This window comes from Ancylobacter sp. TW_SC_1 (assembly GCF_056836805.1).
This window is the reverse complement of sequence record NZ_CM166365.1, coordinates 599,607-619,959: the sequence shown is the minus strand read 5'-3', so window position 1 is coordinate 619,959 and position 20,353 is coordinate 599,607. Positions and strand designations below refer to the sequence as shown.

The 20,353-nt window shown below is 68.8% G+C and carries 17 protein-coding genes; 9 read left to right on the top strand and 8 right to left on the bottom strand.

Going from position 1 to position 20,353, the window contains the following annotated elements; translation table 11 throughout:
* Positions 1-21: 21 nt before the first annotated feature.
* Positions 22-417 (bottom strand): TIGR02300 family protein, encoded by a 396-nt coding sequence (locus tag AC1PZ7_RS02850; RefSeq protein WP_482358010.1) that lies wholly within the window; start codon positions 415-417, stop codon positions 22-24.
* Between the two features lie 217 nt (positions 418-634).
* Here AC1PZ7_RS02850 and aroA point away from each other — a divergent pair, with 217 nt between their 5' ends.
* The 5 genes from aroA (at position 635) to AC1PZ7_RS02825 (ending at position 4,362) form a co-directional block, all read left to right on the top strand.
* Positions 635-1,999, top strand: a complete 1,365-nt coding sequence (gene aroA, locus AC1PZ7_RS02845) for a 3-phosphoshikimate 1-carboxyvinyltransferase (protein WP_482359551.1) — start codon at positions 635-637, stop codon at positions 1,997-1,999.
* On the top strand, positions 1,996-2,631 hold the full coding sequence (gene cmk, locus AC1PZ7_RS02840; protein WP_482358009.1) for a (d)CMP kinase: 636 nt from the start codon (positions 1,996-1,998) through the stop codon (positions 2,629-2,631). Before aroA ends, cmk begins: the two co-directional genes overlap by 4 nt.
* 20 nt (positions 2,632-2,651) lie before the next feature.
* Positions 2,652-3,152, top strand: coding sequence for a carboxymuconolactone decarboxylase family protein (locus tag AC1PZ7_RS02835; protein WP_482358008.1), 501 nt, complete (start codon positions 2,652-2,654; stop codon positions 3,150-3,152).
* Between the two features lie 38 nt (positions 3,153-3,190).
* Positions 3,191-4,012 carry a precorrin-6A synthase (deacetylating) gene (gene cobF, locus AC1PZ7_RS02830; RefSeq protein WP_482358007.1) on the top strand — a complete coding sequence of 274 codons (822 nt, stop codon included), beginning with the start codon at positions 3,191-3,193 and terminating at the stop codon, positions 4,010-4,012.
* A 131-nt stretch (positions 4,013-4,143) separates the two neighbouring features.
* Entirely contained in the window at positions 4,144-4,362 is a 219-nt protein-coding gene (locus tag AC1PZ7_RS02825) for a hypothetical protein (protein WP_482358006.1), read from the top strand.
* 11 nt (positions 4,363-4,373) lie between these two features.
* Here the strand turns inward: AC1PZ7_RS02825 and AC1PZ7_RS02820 are convergent, their stop codons facing one another.
* A complete protein-coding gene (locus AC1PZ7_RS02820) occupies positions 4,374-5,936 on the bottom strand; it encodes an EAL domain-containing protein (protein WP_482358005.1) in 1,563 nt (520 codons plus the stop codon).
* 816 nt (positions 5,937-6,752) lie between these two features.
* Between AC1PZ7_RS02820 and rpsA the strand changes: the two genes are divergently transcribed.
* Positions 6,753-8,459, top strand: coding sequence for a 30S ribosomal protein S1 (gene rpsA, locus AC1PZ7_RS02815; protein WP_482358004.1), 1,707 nt, complete (start codon positions 6,753-6,755; stop codon positions 8,457-8,459).
* 77 nt (positions 8,460-8,536) lie between these two features.
* On the opposite strand, the gene AC1PZ7_RS02810 is transcribed toward rpsA, so the two are convergent.
* Complete coding sequence (locus AC1PZ7_RS02810; protein ID WP_482358003.1) at positions 8,537-9,439, bottom strand: DMT family transporter; 903 nt, start codon at positions 9,437-9,439, stop codon at positions 8,537-8,539.
* 130 nt (positions 9,440-9,569) lie between these two features.
* Between AC1PZ7_RS02810 and AC1PZ7_RS02805 the strand changes: the two genes are divergently transcribed.
* A complete protein-coding gene (locus tag AC1PZ7_RS02805) occupies positions 9,570-10,358 on the top strand; it encodes an ArsR/SmtB family transcription factor (protein ID WP_482358002.1) in 789 nt (262 codons plus the stop codon).
* Between the two features lie 113 nt (positions 10,359-10,471).
* Positions 10,472-10,999, top strand: coding sequence for a YqhA family protein (locus tag AC1PZ7_RS02800; RefSeq protein ID WP_482358001.1), 528 nt, complete (start codon positions 10,472-10,474; stop codon positions 10,997-10,999).
* Here the strand turns inward: AC1PZ7_RS02800 and AC1PZ7_RS02795 are convergent.
* The 4 genes from AC1PZ7_RS02795 to AC1PZ7_RS02780 all read right to left on the bottom strand — a co-directional run bounded on the left by AC1PZ7_RS02795 (position 10,996) and on the right by AC1PZ7_RS02780 (position 16,032).
* Complete coding sequence (locus AC1PZ7_RS02795) at positions 10,996-11,610, bottom strand: sugar O-acetyltransferase (RefSeq protein WP_482358000.1); 615 nt, start codon at positions 11,608-11,610, stop codon at positions 10,996-10,998. The genes AC1PZ7_RS02800 and AC1PZ7_RS02795 overlap by 4 nt on opposite strands.
* Positions 11,611-11,827: 217 nt before the next feature.
* Positions 11,828-12,913 carry a ferrochelatase gene (hemH, locus tag AC1PZ7_RS02790; RefSeq protein ID WP_482357999.1) on the bottom strand — a complete coding sequence of 362 codons (1,086 nt, stop codon included), beginning with the start codon at positions 12,911-12,913 and terminating at the stop codon, positions 11,828-11,830.
* A gap of 170 nt (positions 12,914-13,083) precedes the next feature.
* Positions 13,084-14,511: a homospermidine synthase gene (locus tag AC1PZ7_RS02785; protein ID WP_482357998.1), complete on the bottom strand. Its 1,428-nt coding sequence runs from the start codon at positions 14,509-14,511 to the stop codon at positions 13,084-13,086.
* Between the two features lie 300 nt (positions 14,512-14,811).
* Positions 14,812-16,032: a polyhydroxyalkanoate depolymerase gene (locus AC1PZ7_RS02780; RefSeq protein ID WP_482357997.1), complete on the bottom strand. Its 1,221-nt coding sequence runs from the start codon at positions 16,030-16,032 to the stop codon at positions 14,812-14,814.
* Between the two features lie 291 nt (positions 16,033-16,323).
* Here AC1PZ7_RS02780 and AC1PZ7_RS02775 point away from each other — a divergent pair, with 291 nt between their 5' ends.
* Positions 16,324-17,106 carry a glutathione S-transferase gene (locus AC1PZ7_RS02775; RefSeq protein ID WP_482357996.1) on the top strand — a complete coding sequence of 261 codons (783 nt, stop codon included), beginning with the start codon at positions 16,324-16,326 and terminating at the stop codon, positions 17,104-17,106.
* A 109-nt stretch (positions 17,107-17,215) separates the two neighbouring features.
* Here AC1PZ7_RS02775 and polA read toward each other — a convergent pair whose 3' ends face one another.
* On the bottom strand, positions 17,216-20,176 hold the full coding sequence (gene polA / locus AC1PZ7_RS02770; protein ID WP_482357995.1) for a DNA polymerase I: 2,961 nt from the start codon (positions 20,174-20,176) through the stop codon (positions 17,216-17,218).
* Between the last annotated feature and the right edge of the window lie 177 nt (positions 20,177-20,353).

The following is a 20,353-nucleotide window of genomic DNA, read 5'->3' as shown; positions in this document are numbered from 1 at the left end:
GCGATCCGTCCCCAGTGCTTTTCAGCTTTCCTCGTCGTCCTCGATGCCGTCGCCGATCAGATCGGACACGTCATCGTCGCCGTCCTCGTCTTCCTCGAGGAAGGTATCGTCGTCGTCGGTCGCGACATCATCGTCGTCGTCGATCTCGAGTTCGTCGTCGACCACGGCCGCCTTCGTCGCGCCGGAAGCCTCCTCGTCGGCGTCCTCCAGCGAAACGATCTCGACCTCGGCGGTCTCCTCGATCTCGGGATCGGGCTCGGCGGCGCGCGGCGCCTCGGCGCGGCCGCGCACGACAGCGGTGGTGATCGGCACGATCTGGCCGGTATAGGGCGAGATCACCGGATCCTTGTTCAGGTCGTAGAACTTCCGCCCCGTGACGGGGCAGATGCGCTTGGTGCCTAATTCAGGTTTCACCACGGTTTCGGACCTCGGGTGGTGATGGAAAGGGTGCTCCCATTGAACTGCTCGCGAGACGGAGTCAAGCCGCATTTGCGAGGGCCGTGGCGGCGATAACGCCCTCGTGCTAGGACGAGCGCCCGTCGTGGCGCCGGAGCCGGCTTCCGCGATGCCGCACGATACCGTTTCGGCGCGCGGGCCCACCCTGCCGGCCCTTCCGCAAGACAAGGCTAGAATGATGAGCAGCACCGGCCATGGAGCCACTCCCGTCCCCGCCCTGGCCCGCCGGTCGCAGGCCCTGAAGGGCACGGTGCGCGTGCCGGGCGACAAGTCGGTGTCGCACCGCTCGCTCATCTTTGGCGCGCTGACCGTGGGCGAGACCCGCATTTCCGGTCTTCTGGAAGGCGAGGACGTGCTCAACACCGCCAAGGCCTGCGCCGCGCTCGGCGCGCAGGTGGAGCGGGTGGGCGAGGGCGAGTGGCGCGTGAGCGGCGTCGGCGTCGGCGGCCTGCGCGCGCCGGACGGCGTGCTCGACTTCGGCAATGCCGGCACCGGCTCGCGGCTGATGATGGGCGTGGTCGCCGGCAATCCGATCAGCGCCACCTTCGATGGCGATGCGAGCCTGCGCCGTCGGCCGATGCGCCGCATTCTCGACCCGTTGGAGAAGATGGGCGTGCAGGTGGTGGACGCCGCCGAGGGCGGGCGTCTGCCGCTCACGCTGAAGGGGCCGAAGGAACTGGTGCCGATCACCTATGAGAGCCCGGTCGCCTCGGCGCAGATCAAGTCCGCCGTGCTGCTCGCCGGCCTCGGCGCGCCGGGCGAGACCACGGTGATCGAGAAGGAGGCGAGCCGCGACCATACCGAGCGCATGCTCGCCCATTTCGGCGCCGAGGTGACGGTGGAGCCCTATGGCGAACATGGCCGCAAGGTCACGCTGAAGGGCCGGCCGGAGCTGAAGCCGGCACCGATCCGCGTGCCGGCCGACCCGTCCTCCGCCGCCTTCCCGCTGGTGGCGGCGCTGATCGTGCCGGGCTCGGAGGTCGTCATCGAGGGGGTGATGACCAATCCGCTGCGCACCGGCCTGTTCACGACGCTGAAGGAGATGGGCGCCGACATCACCTTCGAGAACGAGCGCGTCGAGGGCGGCGAGAGCGTCGCCGACATCCGCGTGCGCGCCTCGGCGCTGACCGGCGTCGAGGTGCCGGCCGCGCGGGCGCCCTCGATGATCGACGAATATCCGGTGCTGGCGGTGGCCGCCTCCTTCGCGCGCGGCGAGACGCGCATGAACGGTCTCTCCGAACTTCGCGTGAAGGAATCCGATCGTCTGGCCGCCGTGGCGGACGGGCTCGCGCAGGCGGGCGTCGCCTACCGCATCGAGGGCGACGACCTGATCGTGGAAGGCGCCGGCGCGGCGCCCGGCGGCGGCACGGTGGCCACCCACATGGACCATCGCATCGCCATGAGCTTCCTCGTCATGGGCCTCGCCACCGACAGGCCGTTGAAGGTGGACGATATTTCCTTCATCGCCACCAGCTTTCCGAGCTTCCTGCCGCAGATGCGGGCGCTGGGCGCGGTCATCGAAAGCGAGGCCGCGACGGCATGATCATCGCCATTGACGGGCCGGCGGCCTCGGGCAAGGGCACCATCGCGCGCCGGCTTGCCGCGCATTACGGCCTGCCGCATCTCGACACCGGCCTGCTTTACCGGGCAGTGGGCGCCAAGGCTCTGGAAAACAACGTCGATTTCGACGATGCCGCAGCGCTGGCGGCGATCGCGGCGACGCTGGATCTTGCTGCCTTCGATCCCGAGGCGCTGAAGTCCGGCCCGGTGGGCGAGGCCGCCTCGCGTGTCGCAGCGGTGCCGGTAGTGCGCGCCAAGCTGCTGAAGCTCCAGCAGGATTTTGCCCATCGGCCGGGTGGAGCCGTGCTCGACGGGCGCGACATCGGCACCGTCATCGCCCCGGAGGCGCAGGTGAAGCTCTTCGTCACCGCGAGCCCGCCGGCGCGGGCGCTGCGGCGCTTCAACGAGCTCATCAAGCGCGGCGAGGACGTCACCTTCGACGCCGTGCTGGAGGACATCCACCGCCGCGATGCCCGCGATTCCGGCCGCGCCAGCGCCCCGCTGATGCAGGCGGCGGACGCGCAGGTGCTTGATAATACCGAACTCGATGTCGAGGGAAGCTGGCAGGCGGGGCTGGCGCTGGTCGAGCGGGCGCGCTCTGCCGCTGGGCTGTGAGCGGCCGGGGAGAGACTGCGATGGCGGGCGGCAAAATGACGGGCAAGAAGGACGGCAAAACGGCCCGAGCGGGCGGCAAGAAGAGCGGCGGGCGCGCCGCCGGTCGCGCGGCAAACCACTCTTCGGCCCCGCCGGACGACGACCGGCTCTCGCGCGGCAAGGCGCGGCTGTCGGAGATCACCGGCCGCTCCGGCGAGGAGGTGATGGCCGCGCTCGCCGACATCGCCCCCGATTTCGCCCGCTACATCTTCGAGTTCGGCTATGGCGACGTCTATTCCCGCCCCGGCCTCGATCTGCGCACCCGCATGCTCTCCACCGTCGCCGGCCTCGTCGCCCTCGGCCATGCCGAGCGCGAGCTGGAGGTGCATATCGGCTCGGCGCTGAATGTCGGGGCGAGCCGGGAAGAGGTGGTCGAGGTCATCATGCAGATGGCGCTCTATGCCGGCTTCCCGGCGGCGCTGGACGCGCTGTTCATCGCCAGGCGGGTCTTCGCCGCCCGCGCCGATGCACCCAAGCCGTGAGGTTCCAGCCATGAGATCCCACCCGTGAGGGCCCGCTTGTGAGCCGGCGCCTTCTCGTCATCGGCATCGGCGCGGGCGCGCCCGGCCATCTCACCCTTCAGGCCATCGCGGCGATCAACCGTGCCGAGGCCTTCTTCGTCTTCGACAAGGGCGAGGCGTCGGCCGAGCTGGTGGCGGCACGCGAGGCGATCCTCGCCGCGCATCGCCGCGCGCCCTGGCGGCTGATCCGGGTCGAAAGTCCCAGGCGCCACGCCGCGCCGCGCGTGCACCTGCCGGAAACCGACGCCGCCGCCCCCGGCCCGGCGGCCGCCTACCGTGCCGGCGTCGCCGACTGGCACCGCGCCCGCGCCGCCCGGCTCGCCGCGCTGATCGAGAGCGAGCTGCCCGCGCAGGGCGTCGGCGCCATGCTGGTCTGGGGCGACCCGGCGCTCTACGATTCCACCCTGCGCGTGCTGCAGGACGTGCAGGCGGCGCTGCCGCTCGCCGTCGAGGTCATTCCCGGCCTGTCCGCCGTGCAGGCGCTAACCAGCGCCCATGGGCTGGTGCTGAACGAGGTGGGCGAGAAGGTCACCTTCACCACCGGCCGGCGGGTGCTGAAGGATTATCCCAGGGGCGGCGAGAGCCTCGTCGTGCTGCTCGACGACGGCTCGGGGCTGGAGTCGCTGATCGCGCACGAGTCGCGGCAGACCGCCGCCGGCGCCCCCCCGCTCACCATCTGGTGGGGCGCCTATCTCGGCCTGGAGGACGAGATGCTGATGTCCGGGCGCCTGGCGCAGGTCGGGCCGGAGATTTTGCGCCGGCGCGCCGAGGCGAGGGCACGCCGGGGCTGGATCATGGATATATGGCTGGTGAGGGCCTAGAGACCCCTCCCCCGCCATTGCCCTATGGGAAGGACTCTCGATCCAACAGGCTGACGCATGTTCCGGCCGCGAAAGTCGATCAATTCTCGCGGAACATGCCTTAGGCTGGCGCAGCTCCTGGAGGACGCGCCATGCCGACTGCCCCGGTTCCAATCACTCCTGCTGCCGCCTCCACTGGCGCGCCCGCCCATCCCGAGGAGATGAAGGCGGTGTTCGACATGCGCGTGGGCAAGTGGATCACGCTGCAGGGCAGCGCGCGGATCACGCCGGCGGGGGTGGTCTGCACGGGGATCGCGGTCTCGGCCCTGCTGCTGGCCACCGCCGCGCTGGTGCGGGCGGCGCGGCGCTAGGCCGCCCCGGCTCACTCCGCCGCCAGGGCGGGAAACCCGGACGGGGTGCCGTAGGCGGCCCGATTGTGCTTGCAGAACGCGATGAATTCGTCGGCCGGCAGGGCGCGGGCAAACAGCCAGCCTTGCGCCAGATCCACCGCCTTTTGGCGCAGATAGGTGGCCTGGGCCTCGGTTTGCACACCCTCGGCGATGACGCGCAGCTGTAATTCGCGCGCCAGGGCGATGATGTGCTCGGTCACGTGGCTGGTCGGCGCCTCGGTGCCGATGGCGTCGATGAAGGACTTGCCGATCTTGAGCGCGTCGATCGGCAGGCCCTCCAGATATTTGAGGCTGGAATAGCCGGTGCCGAAATCGTCGATTGCCGTCATGTGGCCGCGCCGGCGCAGCTCGGTGAGGGTGCGGCGCGCGCCGTCGATGTCGAGGAAGCCGCGTTCGGTCGCCTCCAGCCAGATCTGTTGATGCCGGACGCCGGCGTCCTTCAGCGTCTTCTCCAGCACCGGCAGGATGCGGCCCGAGCTGATGTCGGCGGCGCACAGATTGATGGCGACGTGAATCTGCGGGTCGCGCCGCAGCAGGTCGCCGAGGTCGTCGGCGACGGCGTTGATGAGCTGATCGGTCATCGGCTGGATGAGGCCGCTATCCTCCGCGAGCGGGATGAACAGGTCCGGCCGCACCAGCCGCCCGCCCGGCTGCCGCCAGCGAAGCAGCGCCTCCCCGCCGACGCAGCGCCCGGTGGCGATCTCTATGATCGGCTGGTAATACGCGATGAATTCATGGTTGCGCACCGCCTGCGCCAGCTCGCCGCGCGGCGACAGCCGCTGGTAGGACAGCCAGAAGGCCAACCCCGCGAACAGGCCGGCGAGGAAGATGGAAATGGGGATGAGGATGAATTTCGCCGTCTCGACATAGCCCAGCAGGCCGAGGCGCACCTCATGTGCCGTGACGCTCCACCCGTCGCCGTCGCGCTGGACGATGAGCTCGTCCGTGTTTGCCGGCGGCCAGCCGTGGGCTTTCTCCCAGGAGGTGGCGACCGCGATTCCTCCGGGGCTGCGCAGGTCGACATGCACCGTCCGCTCGTGAAACGGCAGAATGAAACGTATCTGGTCGATCATCGCGGTGTTGTCGCCGAGATGCAGCACCATCATCGGGTGGCGCTCGTTGAAGATCGACTTGTAATTGACCGAGAGGCCGATACCGTCCGGCAGGATGACGTCCGCCGGCGCGCGGGGAATGCGCCGCTGGGCCACTCCCCACAGATTGCAGTGGACGATGCCGTTGCGGATGAAGCCGAGGTTCTCGGTCGCGGGCGAGTCGATCGCCAGTTCGCGCATCTGCTCCATATATTCCGGCGAGCAGGGCTCGTAGTCGCTGGCGGCCAGGGTCCGGAGAGCGGAGCGGGTGTCGTCGAAAATGGCCAGCGTGCGGGCGAGTGCCTCGTCGGCCACCTGCGCGAGTTCTTCCTCTTGCTGGGAGGTCGCCATCTTCCAGGACAGCAGCAAGGTCGCGGTTAGGGGTATCGCGGTACCGAACAACGCGAGCAGGGCAGCGAATAAAATCACGCGCAAGCGATGCACGTTCGATCCCCTACCGATGCCGAACGGCCGGACGTCGATAAGTCAGGCCCTCCGGGCCATCTGCTTCGACGACAGGTCGGCACGATCCGCAATCGACCAACACGGACTCCGCAAAGGTTCTGATACCACAACCGTCGAGCGAAGTCCCTGAAATGCCACACGCCATGATCACAGCTTGGCGCGCAACAGTTGCACGCGTCTCCGCGGGCGCGTTTGATCTAAAGCAAACGTGCCCGGCCCCTTCGGTGCCCGCCCGCCGCGCCGGTTCGGCCGCTACGGGCGCGTCGGCGCCTTGCCAACGCTGGACTTGTGCGCTATGGCAACGCCCGTCAGGGCGCCCTATATGGTGGGCGGACGACGGGTGGGCCGGCGATGCGGGATGCGTGTCGCCGCGAGCATGGAGGCGAGCCCGCCCCCGCCGCGCATTGGCGCCGGAGCCGCAAGGCCCGGGCGCGAGCTTGTAGAGTTCGACGCACGCGGTCCAGGAACGGCCCCATCGACGGCCCGCCGACATCGTGACCTGCTGCCCGCTGCCTTTTTGCCGGGCCGGGCGCCGATGCCGGACTTCAGATGATTTTCGGCCCGCCTCGGCGCCTGACCGCGTCGGCAGCGGGACGCGTAGCGAGCTTCTTCCCGGTCCTGTCGCGTCGTGAACCGCAAGGTTGCGCCGCTGGGCCGGGCCTCAACGTTCCGGACGTCGCGGCCAATGCGCCGGGCTTCGCGAGAGGTTGCATCGGGGGTGGCCAGCCCCCTGTGCCCGCGGCGGATGGAACGATCCTCAACCACGTGCCGGCGCTTTGGCCACCAGGAGCATAAATGTCCGCTACTCAAACCCTGAGCGCCGCGCGCGACGATTTCGCCGCGATGCTCGAAGAGAGCTTTAACAACGCTGAGCCCGCCGAGGGCGCGGTCGTCAAGGGCATCGTCGTCGCGATCGAGAAGGATCTCGCGATCATCGACATCGGCCTGAAGACCGAAGGCCGCGTGGCGCTGAAGGAATTTGCCGGCCCCGGCCGCGACCAGACCATCAAGGTCGGCGACGAGGTCGAAGTCTATCTCGAGCGCGTCGAGAACGCGCTCGGCGAGGCCGTCCTGTCGCGCGACAAGGCCCGCCGCGAAGAGAGCTGGGTCCGCCTGGAGAAGGCGTTCAACGCCCAGGAGAAGGTCACGGGCGTGATCTTCAACCAGGTCAAGGGCGGCTTCACCGTCGATCTCGACGGCGCCGTGGCCTTCCTGCCGCGCTCCCAGGTCGACATCCGCCCGATCCGCGACGTCGGCCCGCTGATGCACAACCCGCAGCCGTTCCAGATCCTCAAGATGGATCGCCGCCGCGGCAACATCGTCGTCTCGCGCCGCACGGTTCTCGAAGAGACCCGCGCCGAGCAGCGTCACGAGCTGGTGCAGAACCTCGAAGAGGGTCAGGTCATCGACGGCGTGGTCAAGAACATCACCGATTACGGTGCGTTCGTCGACCTCGGCGGCATTGACGGCCTGCTGCACGTCACCGACATCGCCTGGCGCCGCGTGAACCACCCGACCGAGGTGCTCTCCATCGGCCAGACGGTCAAGGTGAAGATCATCAAGATCAACCACGAGACGCACCGCATCTCGCTCGGCATGAAGCAGCTCCTCGGCGATCCGTGGGAGGGCATCGAGGCCAAGTACCCGGTGCATGCCCGCTTCAAGGGCCGCGTGACCAACATCACCGACTACGGCGCGTTCGTCGAGCTGGAGCCGGGGATCGAGGGCCTCATCCACGTTTCCGAGATGAGCTGGACCAAGAAGAACGTTCACCCCGGCAAGATCGTCGCCACTTCGCAGGAAGTGGAAGTGGCGATCCTCGAGGTGGATCCGGTCAAGCGCCGCATCTCGCTCGGCCTCAAGCAGACCCTGCAGAACCCCTGGGAAGCCTTCGCCGAGAAGTACCCGGCCGGTTCGGCGGTCGAGGGCGAGGTCAAGAACAAGACCGAATTCGGTCTGTTCCTGGGCCTCGACGGCGACGTCGACGGCATGGTCCACCTCTCCGACCTCGACTGGAACCGTCCGGGCGAGCAGGTGATCGAGGAGTTCAAGAAGGGCGACATGATCAAGGCGGTCGTTCTCGACGTGGATGTCGAGAAGGAGCGCATCTCGCTCGGCGTGAAGCAGCTCGGCGGCGACCCCTTCCAGGACGCGGGCGAACTGCGCAAGGGCGCGATCGTGACCTGCGAAGTGATCGACGTGAAGGAAGGCGGCGTCGATGTGAAGATCATCGGCTCCGACATGACCGCTTTCGTCAAGCGCTCGGAACTGGCCCGCGACCGCGGCGACCAGCGTCCGGACCGCTTCGCCGTCGGCGAGAAGTTCGATGCCCGCGTCACCCTGTTCGACCGCAAGGCGCGCAAGGTGCAGGTCTCGATCAAGGCGCTGGAGATCGCCGAGGAGAAGGAAGCCGTGGCCCAGTTCGGGTCGCAGGATTCCGGTGCCTCGCTGGGCGACATCTTGGGCGCCGCGCTGAAGAAGGCGAGCGAGAAGGCGGAGTGAGGGATTTCTCCCTCATCGCCTGATCGATGAAACAATGACGGCCGGCGTGGCAACACGCCGGCCGTTCTGTTTTTGGGTCAGGGCGCGCGCGGCGGCAGCGTCATCGCCGCCACGCCGATCACCACCGCAATGAGGCCGAGGAGGGCCATCGGCGCCAGCCGCTCGCCGAGGAAGATCACGCTGATGGCGACGCCGATCGGCACGCGCAGATAGGCCTGCGCCGTGGCGCCGATCGATCCGAGGGTCTGCAGCAGCCGGAAATAGAGGACGAAGGCCGCCGCCGTCGAGGCCAGCGCCAGCGCAATGAGCGCCGCCAGCGAGGCGAATGAGGGCGCCAGCGTCCACGGATGGTCGACGACGAGCGCCAAGGGCGTCAGCAGCACGGTGCCGCAGATCAGCGAGCCGCAGGCCGGCAGCATCGGGTCGAGGCCGCGGAAGCGCGCCCCGAACAACGCCGCGCCGGCATAACAGACCGTGGCGGCGAGAATGGCGAGTGGCGCCAGCAGCGATGCGCCGCGCGTGCCCAACGCCTCCAGATCCAACGCTTCCATCCCGACCACCAGGCAGGTGCCCACGAGCCCGCTGGCGACGCCGAGGAGCCGCCGGCCGCCACCTGTCGGATGACGGCCGCCGAGCGCGGCCATGAGGAAGGCGAAGATCGGCGTGGTGGCGTTGAGGATGACCGCGAGCCCGGCGTCGAGACGCGTCTCCGCCCAGGCGATGAGGGTGAACGGCACCGCGCTGTTGAGGCAGGCCTGAATGAGGAAGAGCCGCCACGTCGCCCGGTCCGCCGGCAGGCGGATGCCGCGCCACAGCAGCAGCGCCAGCAGCGCCCCGCCGGCGATGGCGGTGCGGGCGGCGATGAAGGTGAGCGGGGGGATGGTCTCCACCCCGATCTTGATGAAGCTGTAGGAGGCGCCCCACAGCGCCGACAGCAGCAGGAGCAGGGCGAGTTCGACCGCGAGGCGGGGCTTTTCCATGAGGGTGCGGCGTCCGGTGGGGCAGGGGGTGACGGTGTTGCTGTCTACCGGGCCGGGCGGCGTCGATGTTTCGGTCGTGGCCGAAGCGTCAATGGCTGACCGGCGCCGCGCTGGAGGATAGGGTTGCGCCATGAGCGCCCTTGTCCCTCACGCCGCTACTGCCGCCTTCGCCTCCGGCGCCCGCATCGCCGAGATCGCGGCGCTGCTGGGCGACCCGACGCGGGCCAACATGTTGCTGGCGCTGATGGGCGGGCAGGCGCTCACCGCTGGGGAACTCGCCCGCCATGCCGGGGTGAGTGCGCCCACCACCAGCGGGCATCTGGCCAAGCTCGTCGCCGCCAGCGTGGTGGCGGTGCGGGCGCAGGGGCGGCACCGTTACTACCGGCTGGCCTCGTCCGATATTGCCGAGGTGCTGCATGCGCTGATGGTGGCGGCGGCCTCCGGCCCGCCCCGTCATCGCCCGCCGGGGCCGCGCGACGGCGCGCTTCGGCTTGCGCGCAGCTGCTACGACCATCTCGCCGGCCGGCTGGCCGTGGCGCTGCTGGGTGCGCTGGAGGCGCAGGGGCATCTGCGCCTCTCCGGCGAGGGCGAGGCGGTCGAGCCGACGCAGCAGGGGCGGCGCTTCCTCGCCGAATTCGGTCTCGATCTCGACCCGCAAGGCCAGGGCCCCCGCGAAGGCTCCCGCCGCCGCCCGCTCTGCCGCACCTGCCTCGACTGGAGCGAGCGGCGCCCCCACCTTTCCGGCCGGCTCGGCGCCGGCCTGCTCGAGCGGCTGCTCATCCTCGGCTGGCTCACCCGGGTGCCCGGCAGCCGCGCGCTCACCCTCACCCGCGCCGGCGAGGCCGGGTTGGTCGCCACCTTCCACCTGCCGCGCGACTGGCGCGAGGGAGCGGGCATCCCGGTCCGGGCGGCGTCGTGAGCGCAGGACGGGACGGGCCCGCGCGGGGCGTTTGAAGCTGTCAGAGTCCTCCGCTAGAATCGAGCCTCTTCCGGCGCCTCCCGCGTCCGGCCGCTGGCGCGGAGGCGCTGACCATGCCTGCAGAAACCTCGGGCCGGCTTGGCCAGTTCATCGTGCGGCTGGTGCTGCTGAGCCGCTGGGCGATGGTGCCGCTCTTCATCGGCCTCGCCATCGGGCTGGTGCTGCTGGTCGTCGCCTTCGCGCTGCGGCTGTGGAGCTTCGCGCTGCAGCTCGCCAGCCTCACCGAGACCGCGGTGATCATGGAGCTGCTCACCCTGATCGACCTCGTGCTGGTCGGTGGGCTGATGGTCATCATCATCCAGTCCGGCTACGAGAATTTCGTCGAGCAGATCGACCGTCGCCACGCCCCGGATTCACCTGCCTGGATGATGCGGATCAGCTTTTCCGGGCTCAAGCTCAAGCTGTTCGCCTCGCTGATGGCGATCTCGGCCATCACTCTCCTCAAGGCGCTGATGCGGCTGGAGACCGATGTGAGCGAGACGCAGGTGCGCTGGCTGATGGCGGCGAGCGTGCTGTTTCTCGCCGCCTATGCGGTGCTCGCCTTCACCGACCGCTTCGCCGGCACGGCGCGGGAGGATTAGGGCGCCGGGCGGGACTCACGGCGGGGTGCGAGCACCCGCGCCGGGTTGCCGACCGCGGTGGCGCCCGAGGGGATGTCCTTCGTCACCACCGCGCCGGCGCCGATGACGACGTCGTCGCCAATGGTCACGCCCGGCAGGATGATCGCCTTGCCGCCGATCCAGACATTGCGGCCGATGGTGACCGGGCGGCCATATTGCAGGCCGGAGCGCCGCACCTCCGGGTCGCGCGGGTGGTCGGCGGTGTAGATGTGCGTGCCCGGGCCGATCTCGGTGCCGTCGCCGATATGGACCGGGGCGACGTCGAGGATCACGCAGTCGAAATTGAGAAAGACGCCCGTGCCGAGGTGGATGTTGAAGCCGTAGTCGCAATGGAAGGGCGGGCGGATGCCGGTGCGCTCGCCGGCCGAGCCCACCCCTTCGCGCACCAGTTCGCGGCGCTCCTCGCGCGACAGGGTGAGCGAGGCGTTGAAGCGCGCCAGCCAGGCAAAGTTTGCGCGCTGGGCCGCCTGAATCTCCGGATCGCCGGCGCGGTAGAACTCCCCCGCCAGCATCTTCTGCATCTCGGTGCGGGGGGCGGGCGCGGGGGCGTCGGAGATGGAAGCTTCGGACATAAGCGGGCCTTTCGCGGGCGGTTGTTCCTCCATCGCCAATGGCGGTGCGCGCGGCAAGACACGTTCGGTGTCAAGGGGTGACAGGGCGCCCGGCCCGGGCCGCCTTCCCTCCCCCTCATGCGCGGGCTCGACCCGGGCACCCAGGTTTTGGGCGCGGAGACGGCGGTACGGCTGGGTCCCGGGTCAAGCCCGGGGATGAGGGCGTTCTTGATGCCCCCTACAGCTCCGCCCAGCCGCGCAGTTCGCGCTTCACCACCGTCTCCAGCACCTTGATGCCGTCCGGCGTGTCGTTGAGGCACGGGATGAAGTGGAATTTCTCGCCGCCATTGTGGTGGAAGATCTCGGCGTTCTCGCCGCCGATCTCCTCCAGCGTCTCCAGGCAGTCGGCCACGAAGCCGGGAGTGATGACGGCGAGCCGCTTCACGCCGGATTTGGCCAGCGCCTCCACCGTCTTGTCGGTGTAGGGCTGCAGCCATTCCGCCTTGCCGAAGCGCGACTGGAAGGTGAGGCGAAGCTTGCCCTCGGGCCAGCCGAGGCGCTCGCGCAGCAGGCGGACGGTCTTGTAGCAGTAGCAGTGATAGGGGTCGCCCTTGTCGAAATATTCCTTCGGGATGCCGTGGAAGGAGGCCAGCACCAGCTCCGGCTCCCAGTCGAGGCCGGCGAGGCCGCGCTCGATGGAACTGGCCAGCGCCTCGATATAGGTCGGCTCGTCCGGCCAGTGCGGGGCGACGCGCAGCACCGGTTGCCAGCGCAGCTTCTTCAACGCGTCGAAGGCGGCGTCGCACACCGTGGCCGAGGTGGCGGCGGCATATTGCGGATAGAGCGGCACCAGCAGGATGCGCTCGCAGCCCTGCGCCTGCAGCGCCTCGATGCGCGAGGCGATGGAGGGGCTGCCATAGCGCATCGCCCAGTCGACGACGAGGCGGTCGTCGAGCGGGCCGAGGCGAGCGCCGAGCTTCTCCGACTGCGCGCGGGTGATGGTGCGCAGCGGGCCCTCATCGCGTTCCTTGTTCCACACCGTCGCATAGTCGCGGCCCTTGGCCTGCGGGCGGCGGGACAGGATGACGACGTTGAGCAGGAACCACCACAGGACGCGGTTGACCTCGATGACCCGGCGGTCGGAGAGGAATTCCTTGAGGTAGCGCCGCATCGACCAGTAGTCGGTGCCGTCCGGCGTACCGAGATTGACGATCAGCACGCCGATCTTGCCGTAGGCGACGGTCGGGTGGCCGGCGGGCAGCCCGCCTCCCGGGGACGGGCTCAGAGCCACGCTACCCTCGCTCACCGGAACGGCCTTGTTCATCGGCATACCTCGCCTGACGGAAACCCAACGCAATGGGCGAGCTTATAGGCCAGTTCGGCCGGATTCCGCCATCACGAGTGCCCGAGGCGCGACAGCGCGCCCCGGGCCGTGGGAGGTTCTACGGCTGGAACGGCGCGGCGGATCACATGAAGCGTCCGCCGCGTGCCGCCTCAGCGCACCAGTATGTTGCGGAACTGCCAGGGATCCGACGTGTCGATGTCCTCGGGGAACAGGCCGGGGCGGCCATCGAGCGGGGTCCAGTCGGTGTAGTAGCCCTTCACCGTGCCGAGATAGGGCTTCTGGATCTCCAGGCAGCGGCGATAGTCCATCTCTTCGGTCTCGACGATGCCGGCCTCCGGGTTCTCCAGCGCCCATACCATGCCGGCGAGCACGGCGGAGGTGACCTGAAGCCCGGTCGCGGTCTGGTAGGGCGCGAGCTTGCGGGCTTCCTCGATGGTGAGCTGCGAGCCGTACCAGTAGGCGTTCTTCGCGTGGCCATAGAGCAGCACGCCGAGTTCGTCCCGGCCGTCGACGATCTCATGCTCGTCGAGGATGGTCCATTCGCCCAGCGGCTTGCCCTCGCTGCCGAACATCTCGTGCCAGGACAGCAGCGCATCGTTGCAGGGATGGTAGGCATAATGGCAGGTCGGGCGGTAGGCGACCTGCGCGCCGTTGCGCAGGGTGAAGTAGTCGGCGATCGAGATAGACTCGTTATGAGTGACGAGGAAGCCGTGCTGGGGGCCCAGCGTCGGGCACCAGGTGCGCACCTTGGTCGCCGCGCCGGCCTGCATCAGGTAGATCGCCGCGCCGGAGCCGAAATTATGGGTGTGGCCGTTGGCGGGCATCCATTTCTCATGGGTGCCCCAGCCGAGCTCGGACGGCTGCAGGCCCTCCGACACGAAGCCCTCGACCGACCAGGTGTTGACGAAGGTGCCGAAGGGGCGCGGATCGCGCGCCCGCTGGGTGTCGCGCTCGGCGATGTGGATGCCCTTGACGCCGGCACGGCTCATCAGCGCCGCCCAGCCCTCGCGGGTGGTCGGCTCCACGAAGTCGAGACCGGTGTCGGTGGCGATGTCGACCAGCGCCTGCTTGACGAACCAGGACACCATGCCGGGATTGGCGCCGCAGCAGGAGACGGCGGTCGGTCCGCCGGGATTGGCGCGCTTGGCCTTGAGCATGGATTCGCGCAGCGCGTAGTTGGAGCGGCTGGCGGGGGTCGCGTCATTGTCGAAATAGAAGCCGAGCCAGGGTTCGACCACCGTGTCGATATAGAGCGCCCCGCATTCGCGCGCGAGGGTCATGAGGTCGACCGAGCCGGTATCGACCGACAGGTTGATCACGAAGCCGCGCCCGCCGGCGGTCAGCAGGGGGGTGAGGACCTCGCGGTAGTTTTCCCGGGTGATCGCCAGCTGGAGGAAGCGGATGCCGCGTTCGTCGAGCAGGTCACGGTTGTCGTCCACCGGAGCGATGACGGTCAGGCGTTCCTTGTCGAAATCGAAGTGCCGCTCCAGCAGCGGCAGGGTACCGCGTCCGATCGAGCCGAAGCCGATCATCACGATGGGTCCGTCGATTTTTCCATAGACCGGCCAAACTGACATTCTCGGGGGGACTCCTTTGGTTCCGAGGGCAGAAAAGTGCGGGCGCACCATGGGATGCCGCAGCGTGCCGCGTCAATGGTGACGGGCGCGTGACGGGGCGCGCGAGGGATTAAGTGGCGGGAGGGGGCCGTCACCCCGGCCGTAGCGAAGCATGGAGCCGGGATCGCCGTCCGGTTGCGGCACGCGGTCCCGGATCGGCCTGCGGCCGTCCGGGATGACGCGCCGGATGCAGCCGCACAACGCCGTCATCGTCAGGAGAGGGCGCCGCGGATATCGAGGGAGCCCGGTCGGGCGCCCCCTTCACGCGTCGCTGGCGAGGATGTGGCTGCGCACCAGCGGATAGACCTGGCCCTTCCAGCGGCGGCCCGAGAACACGCCGTAATGGCCGACGCCGGCCTGCATGTGGTGGCGCCGCAGATGCGGGCGCAGGCTGGCGCAGATGTCCTGCGCCGCCACCGTCTGGCCGACCGCGCAGATGTCGTCGCGCTCGCCCTCCACGGTGAGCAGGGCGGTGCGGCGGATGGCGCGGAAGTCGATCCGGTCGCCGTGATAGGTCAGCACGCCGCGCGGCAGCTCGTGCTCCTGGAACACCTTGGCGATGGTCTCCAGGTAGAACTCGGCGGTGAGGTCGAGCACGGCGAAATACTCGTCGTAGAAGCTCTTGGTGGTGGTCGCCTTCTCGTGCTCGCCCATGGCGAGGTTCTCGAACAGCCCGACATGCGCCTTCACATGGCGCTCGAGGTTCATCGCCATGAAGGCGCCGACCTGGACGAAGCCGGGATAGACCCGGCGCCCGGCGCCCTTGAAGCCTGCGGGCACGGTGGCGATGAGGTTCTTCTCGAACCAGTCCATCGGCTTGGAGGTGGCGAGTTCGTTGACCTTGGTCGGGTTGACGCGGGTATCGACGGGCCCCGCCATCAGCGTCATGGAGAGCGGCTGGGCGGGATTGTCCTCCTGCGCCATCACGGCGGCGGCGGCGAGCACCTGCACGCAGGGCTGGCAGACCGCGAGCACATGCGCGCCGGGTCCGATCGCCTCCATGAAGCGGATGACGTGTTCGACATAGTCGTCGAAGCCGAAGCGGCCGGCGGAGAGCGGCACGTCGCGGGCATTGTGCCAGTCGGTGATGTAGACGTCGTTCTCCGGCAGCAGTGTCCTCACCGTGTCCAGCAGCAACGTGGCGAAATGGCCGGAGAGCGGGGCGACGACGAGGATGCGTGGCTGCTTCTGCTCGATATCCTTGGCGAAGTGCACCAGCGAGCCGAAGGGCAGCGCCAGCGTCACCTCCTCGGTGATATCGACCTCGCGATTGCCGACCGGCACGCGCGCCACGCCGAAGGGAAGCCGCTCGTGGCTGAGGCCGGCGCGCTCGATCATCTCCAGCGAAGCGAAGAGATTGCGCATCATCGGGTTGTCGCCATAGCCGTTCATGGTCGCGCCGAGCCAGCGCCGCGACAGCCGGGCCGCCATGCGCATCGGGTCGAGCAGATCGGACTGGGCCTGATAGGCGGCGTAGATCATCAGCGGCGGTTCGGTTGGCGGGAGCCGGGACGGCGAGAGGACATGGAAGCTCCGATCAGGGCCATCGCGCGAGCCGAGGTGTGCGGCGCACACGATACGACCAAGGACGCGAGGCATGCCGCGCCCATCCTAGAGCGGATGCAATGGCGCTGCCAAGGAGGTTGCCGGGTGCGCCGGCCCGGCGCGTCCCGTTCCGCGTCGACCCCGGCGGTTTCGGATCGGGGATGGCACGAATAGTGTTTGCCTCGGCGCGACCGTTCACTGTCGCCGGCTACCCACAGGACGCATGCCATGCCCGCCCCGACCTCCACATCCAAGCCCGCGTCCGGATCGGGGACGAAGGCCGGAGCCACCGCCAAGGCAGCGCGCCCGGCCGCGAGGACCGCCAAGGCGGCGCCTGGAAAGCCCGTCGCGGCAGAACCCGCCGCCATCCTGACGATCAGCAGCAAGAACTACTCCTCCTGGTCGCTGCGCGGCTTCCTGCTGTGCCGGCTGGCGGGGCTCGACATCGCCGAGGCGCGGGTATCGGCGGACGATCCGAGCATCCGGGCGGAACTGCTGCTGCAATCCTCGTCCTTCCTGGTGCCGCGCCTCGACCATGAGGGGCTGCGCATCTGGGACACGCTGGCGATTGCCGAATATCTGCACGAATTGAAGCCAGAAGCCGGGCTTCTGCCTAGCGATCGCGCAGCGCGCTCGCATTGCCGCTCGATCAGCGGCGAGATGCATTCGGGCTTCGCCAATCTGCGCTCGGCGCTGCCGATGAACATCAAGGCGAGCCATCCCGGCTTCAAGGTCTGGTCCGGTGCGCAGGGCGACATACTGCACATCGTCGCCATCTGGGCCGAATGCCTGAAGACCTATGGCGGGCCGTATCTGTTCGGGCCCGCGCCGACCATGGCGGACGCCATGTACGCCCCGGTCTGCTCGCGCTTCACCACCTATGACGTGCCGCTCGACCCCAAGAGCCGGGCCTATTGCAAGGCCATCCTCGCTCTGCCGGCGATGAAGGAATGGATCGCCGCCGCGCGGGAGGAGCCGGACGAGATGGAGGAGCTCGACGTCGAGTTCTGAGGGGGGGTCACCCCCGGACGGCCCCAAGGCCGTTCCGGGATTTTCTCTCGCCTGAGACGGCGCGCGATCCCGGCCCTCGCTGCGCTCGGCCGGGATGACGGCCTCAATGCTAATGCGCCTCGTCCCAGTTGTCCGCCGCGCGGGCGTCGACCTTGAGCGGGACCTTCAGCGCCACGGCGGGGAAGGGGGCTAGCTCCATCACCTCGCGCACCACCGGAATGGTGGCGGTAACCTCCTCGTCGGGCACTTCGAAGATCAGCTCGTCATGCACCTGCAGCAGCATGCGGGCGGAGAGGCGCGCGCTCTCCAACGCCCCGTCCATGCGCGCCATGGCGCGGCGGATGATGTCGGCGGCCGAGCCCTGGAGGCGGGCATTGATCGCCGCGCGCTCGTTGAAGGCGCGGATCGAGGGATTCTTGGCGTTGATATCGGGGTAGTGGCAGCGCCGGCCGAACAGCGTCTCGACATAGCCGTGCTCGCGGGCGAAGGCGCGGGTCTCGTCCATATAGGCGCGGATGCCGGGGAAGCGCTCGAAATAGCGCTTGATATAGGCCCCCGCCTCCTCGCGCGGGATGGAGAGCTGGTTGGCGAGGCCGAAGGCCGAGATGCCGTAGATGATGCCGAAATTGATCGCCTTGGCGCGCCGGCGCACCTCGCTCGGCATGCCCTCGACCGGCACGCCGAACATTTCCGAGGCGGTCATGGCGTGGATGTCGAGCCCGTCCTGGAAGGCCTGCCGCAGCGAGGGCGTGTCGGCGATCTCGGCCAGCAGGCGCAATTCGATCTGTGAATAGTCGGCCGAGACCAGCTTGTGCCCGGGCGCGGCGATGAAGGCCTTGCGGATCCTGCGACCTTCCTCGGTGCGCACCGGGATGTTCTGCAGGTTCGGCTCGGAGGAGGAGAGCCGGCCGGTCGTCGTCGCCGCCAGGGCGAAGGAAGTGTGCACGCGGCCCGTTTCGGGATGCACATAGGAGGGCAGCGCGTCGGCATAGGTGGATTTCAGCTTCTGCAGCTGGCGCCAGTCGAGGATGCGGCGGGGGAGCTCGTGTCCCTGCTCGGCCAGTTCCTCCAGCACGTCGGCGCCGGTGGACCACGCGCCCGTGGGCGTCTTGCGCCCGCCCGGTATGGCCATCTTGCCGAACAATATGTCGCCGAGCTGCTTGGGCGAGCCGGGATTGAAGGTCTCACCCGCCATTTCGGAGATTTCCGCCTCCAGCCGGCCCATCCCTTGGGCGAACTCGCCGGACAGGCGCGAGAGCATCTGCCGGTCGATCATGATGCCGCGCGCCTCCATGCGGGCGAGCACGGTGACGAGCGGGCGCTCCAGCGTCTCGTAGACGGTGGCCTTGCCCTCGCTGGCGAGGCGGGGCTTGAGCACCCGCCACAGGCGCAGCGTGACGTCGGCATCCTCGGCGGCGTACTCGCTCGCCTTGTCGATGGCGACGCGGTCGAAGGTGACGGCGCCCTTCCCCTTGCCGGCGACTTCCTCGTACTTGATCGGTGTGTGGCCGAGCCAGCGGATGGAGAGCGGGTCCATGCCGTGCGGCGAGGCGCCGGCGTCGAGCACGTAGGAGAGCAGCATCGTGTCGTCATAGGGCGCGACCTCGATGCCCTCGCGCTTGAACACCAGCCAGTCATATTTGAGGTTCTGGCCGATCTTCAGGATGGCGGGGTCCTCCAGCAGCGGCTTGAGCGCGGCGAGCGCCTCGCGCGGGGGAATCTGGCCCGGCAGCAGTCCCTCGCTGAACAGGCCCTCGTCGCCGCCCTTGTGGGCGAGCGGCACATAGCAGGCCTCGCCCGGCGCGGTGGCCAGCGAGAAGCCGACCAGCTCCGCCTGCATCGGGTCGAGGCCGGTGGTCTCGGTGTCGACAGCGACAATGCCGATCTCGGTGGCGCGGGCGATCCATTCCTTCAGCCGCGCCAGCGTCGTGACCGTTTCGTATACGGAACGATCGACCGGGGTGGTCGACGCCTCGCGGCCGCGCGCGGCTGCCAGAGCCTGCGGGGTGAAGCCTTCTTCCGCCCCCGGCGCCTCCCGGACCGGAATGGCCGGCCCCTTGGTCTCCGGGTCGAGCCCGGCGGCGACCAGCGCCGTCTCCTCGCCGCCCGCCTTCAGCCCGGGATCGGGGTCGACGGCGGCGATGTCGATCTCATAGGCCTCGCCGACGCGGCGGGTGAGGGTGGTGAACTCCATCGCCTTGAGGAAGGCGACGAGGCGCTTGCCCTCCGGCTCCACCACGGCGATGTCGTCGAGCGGCACGTCGAGCGGCACGTCGCGCTTCAGCGTGACGAGTTCGCGCGACAGCCGGGCCTGGTCGGCGAACTCGATCAGGTTCTCGCGCCTTTTGGTCTGCTTGATCTCGGCGGCGCGGGCCAGCAGCGTGTCGAGGTCGCCATACTCGGCCAGCAGCTGCGCCGCGGTCTTCACGCCGATGCCCGGCACGCCCGGCACGTTGTCGACCGAATCGCCGGCCAGCGACTGCACGTCCACCACCTTGTCGGGGGCCACGCCGAACTTCTCGAACACCTCCTCGGTGCCGATCGCCTTGTCCTTCATCGGGTCGTACATGCGCACGAGGCCATCGACGAGCTGCATCAAATCCTTGTCGGAGGAGATGACGGTGACGCGCGCGCCCTTCGCCTTGGCCAATTCGGCATAGGTGGCGATGAGGTCGTCGGCCTCGTATCCCGCCTGCTCGACGCAGGCGAGGTCGAACGCGCGGGTGGCCTCGCGGATCAGCGGGAATTGCGGGCGCAGATCTTCCGGCAGGTCCGGCCGCTGCGCCTTGTAGAGCGGGTAGATCTCCTTGCGGAAGGTCTGCTCGGACTTGTCGAACACCACGGCGAGATGGGTGGGCCTGGGCTCGAATCCGCCACCGTTCTGTCCCGCCCGCACCAGCTTCCACAGCATGTTGCAGAAACCCGCCACCGCGCCGACGGGCAGCTTGTCGGAGGTGCGGGTGAGCGGCGGCAGCGCGTGATAGGCGCGGAAGATATAGGCGGAGCCGTCGATCAGGACGACGTGGTCGCCGGCGTCGACGGTCTCGTGATGGGGATCATGCGCGGGCATTGCGGGCTCCGTTTCGGGCCGCACGATGCCCCCGGCGCTTCCCGGGGGCAAGGGCGATGTCCCCTACGCGCGACGTCATCCGGGACGGCCGCAGGCCGATCCGGGACCGTGACCAGACGGGAGAGCGATCCCGGCTCTCGCTGTGCCCGGCCGGGATGACGAAGCTCCAATAGATGA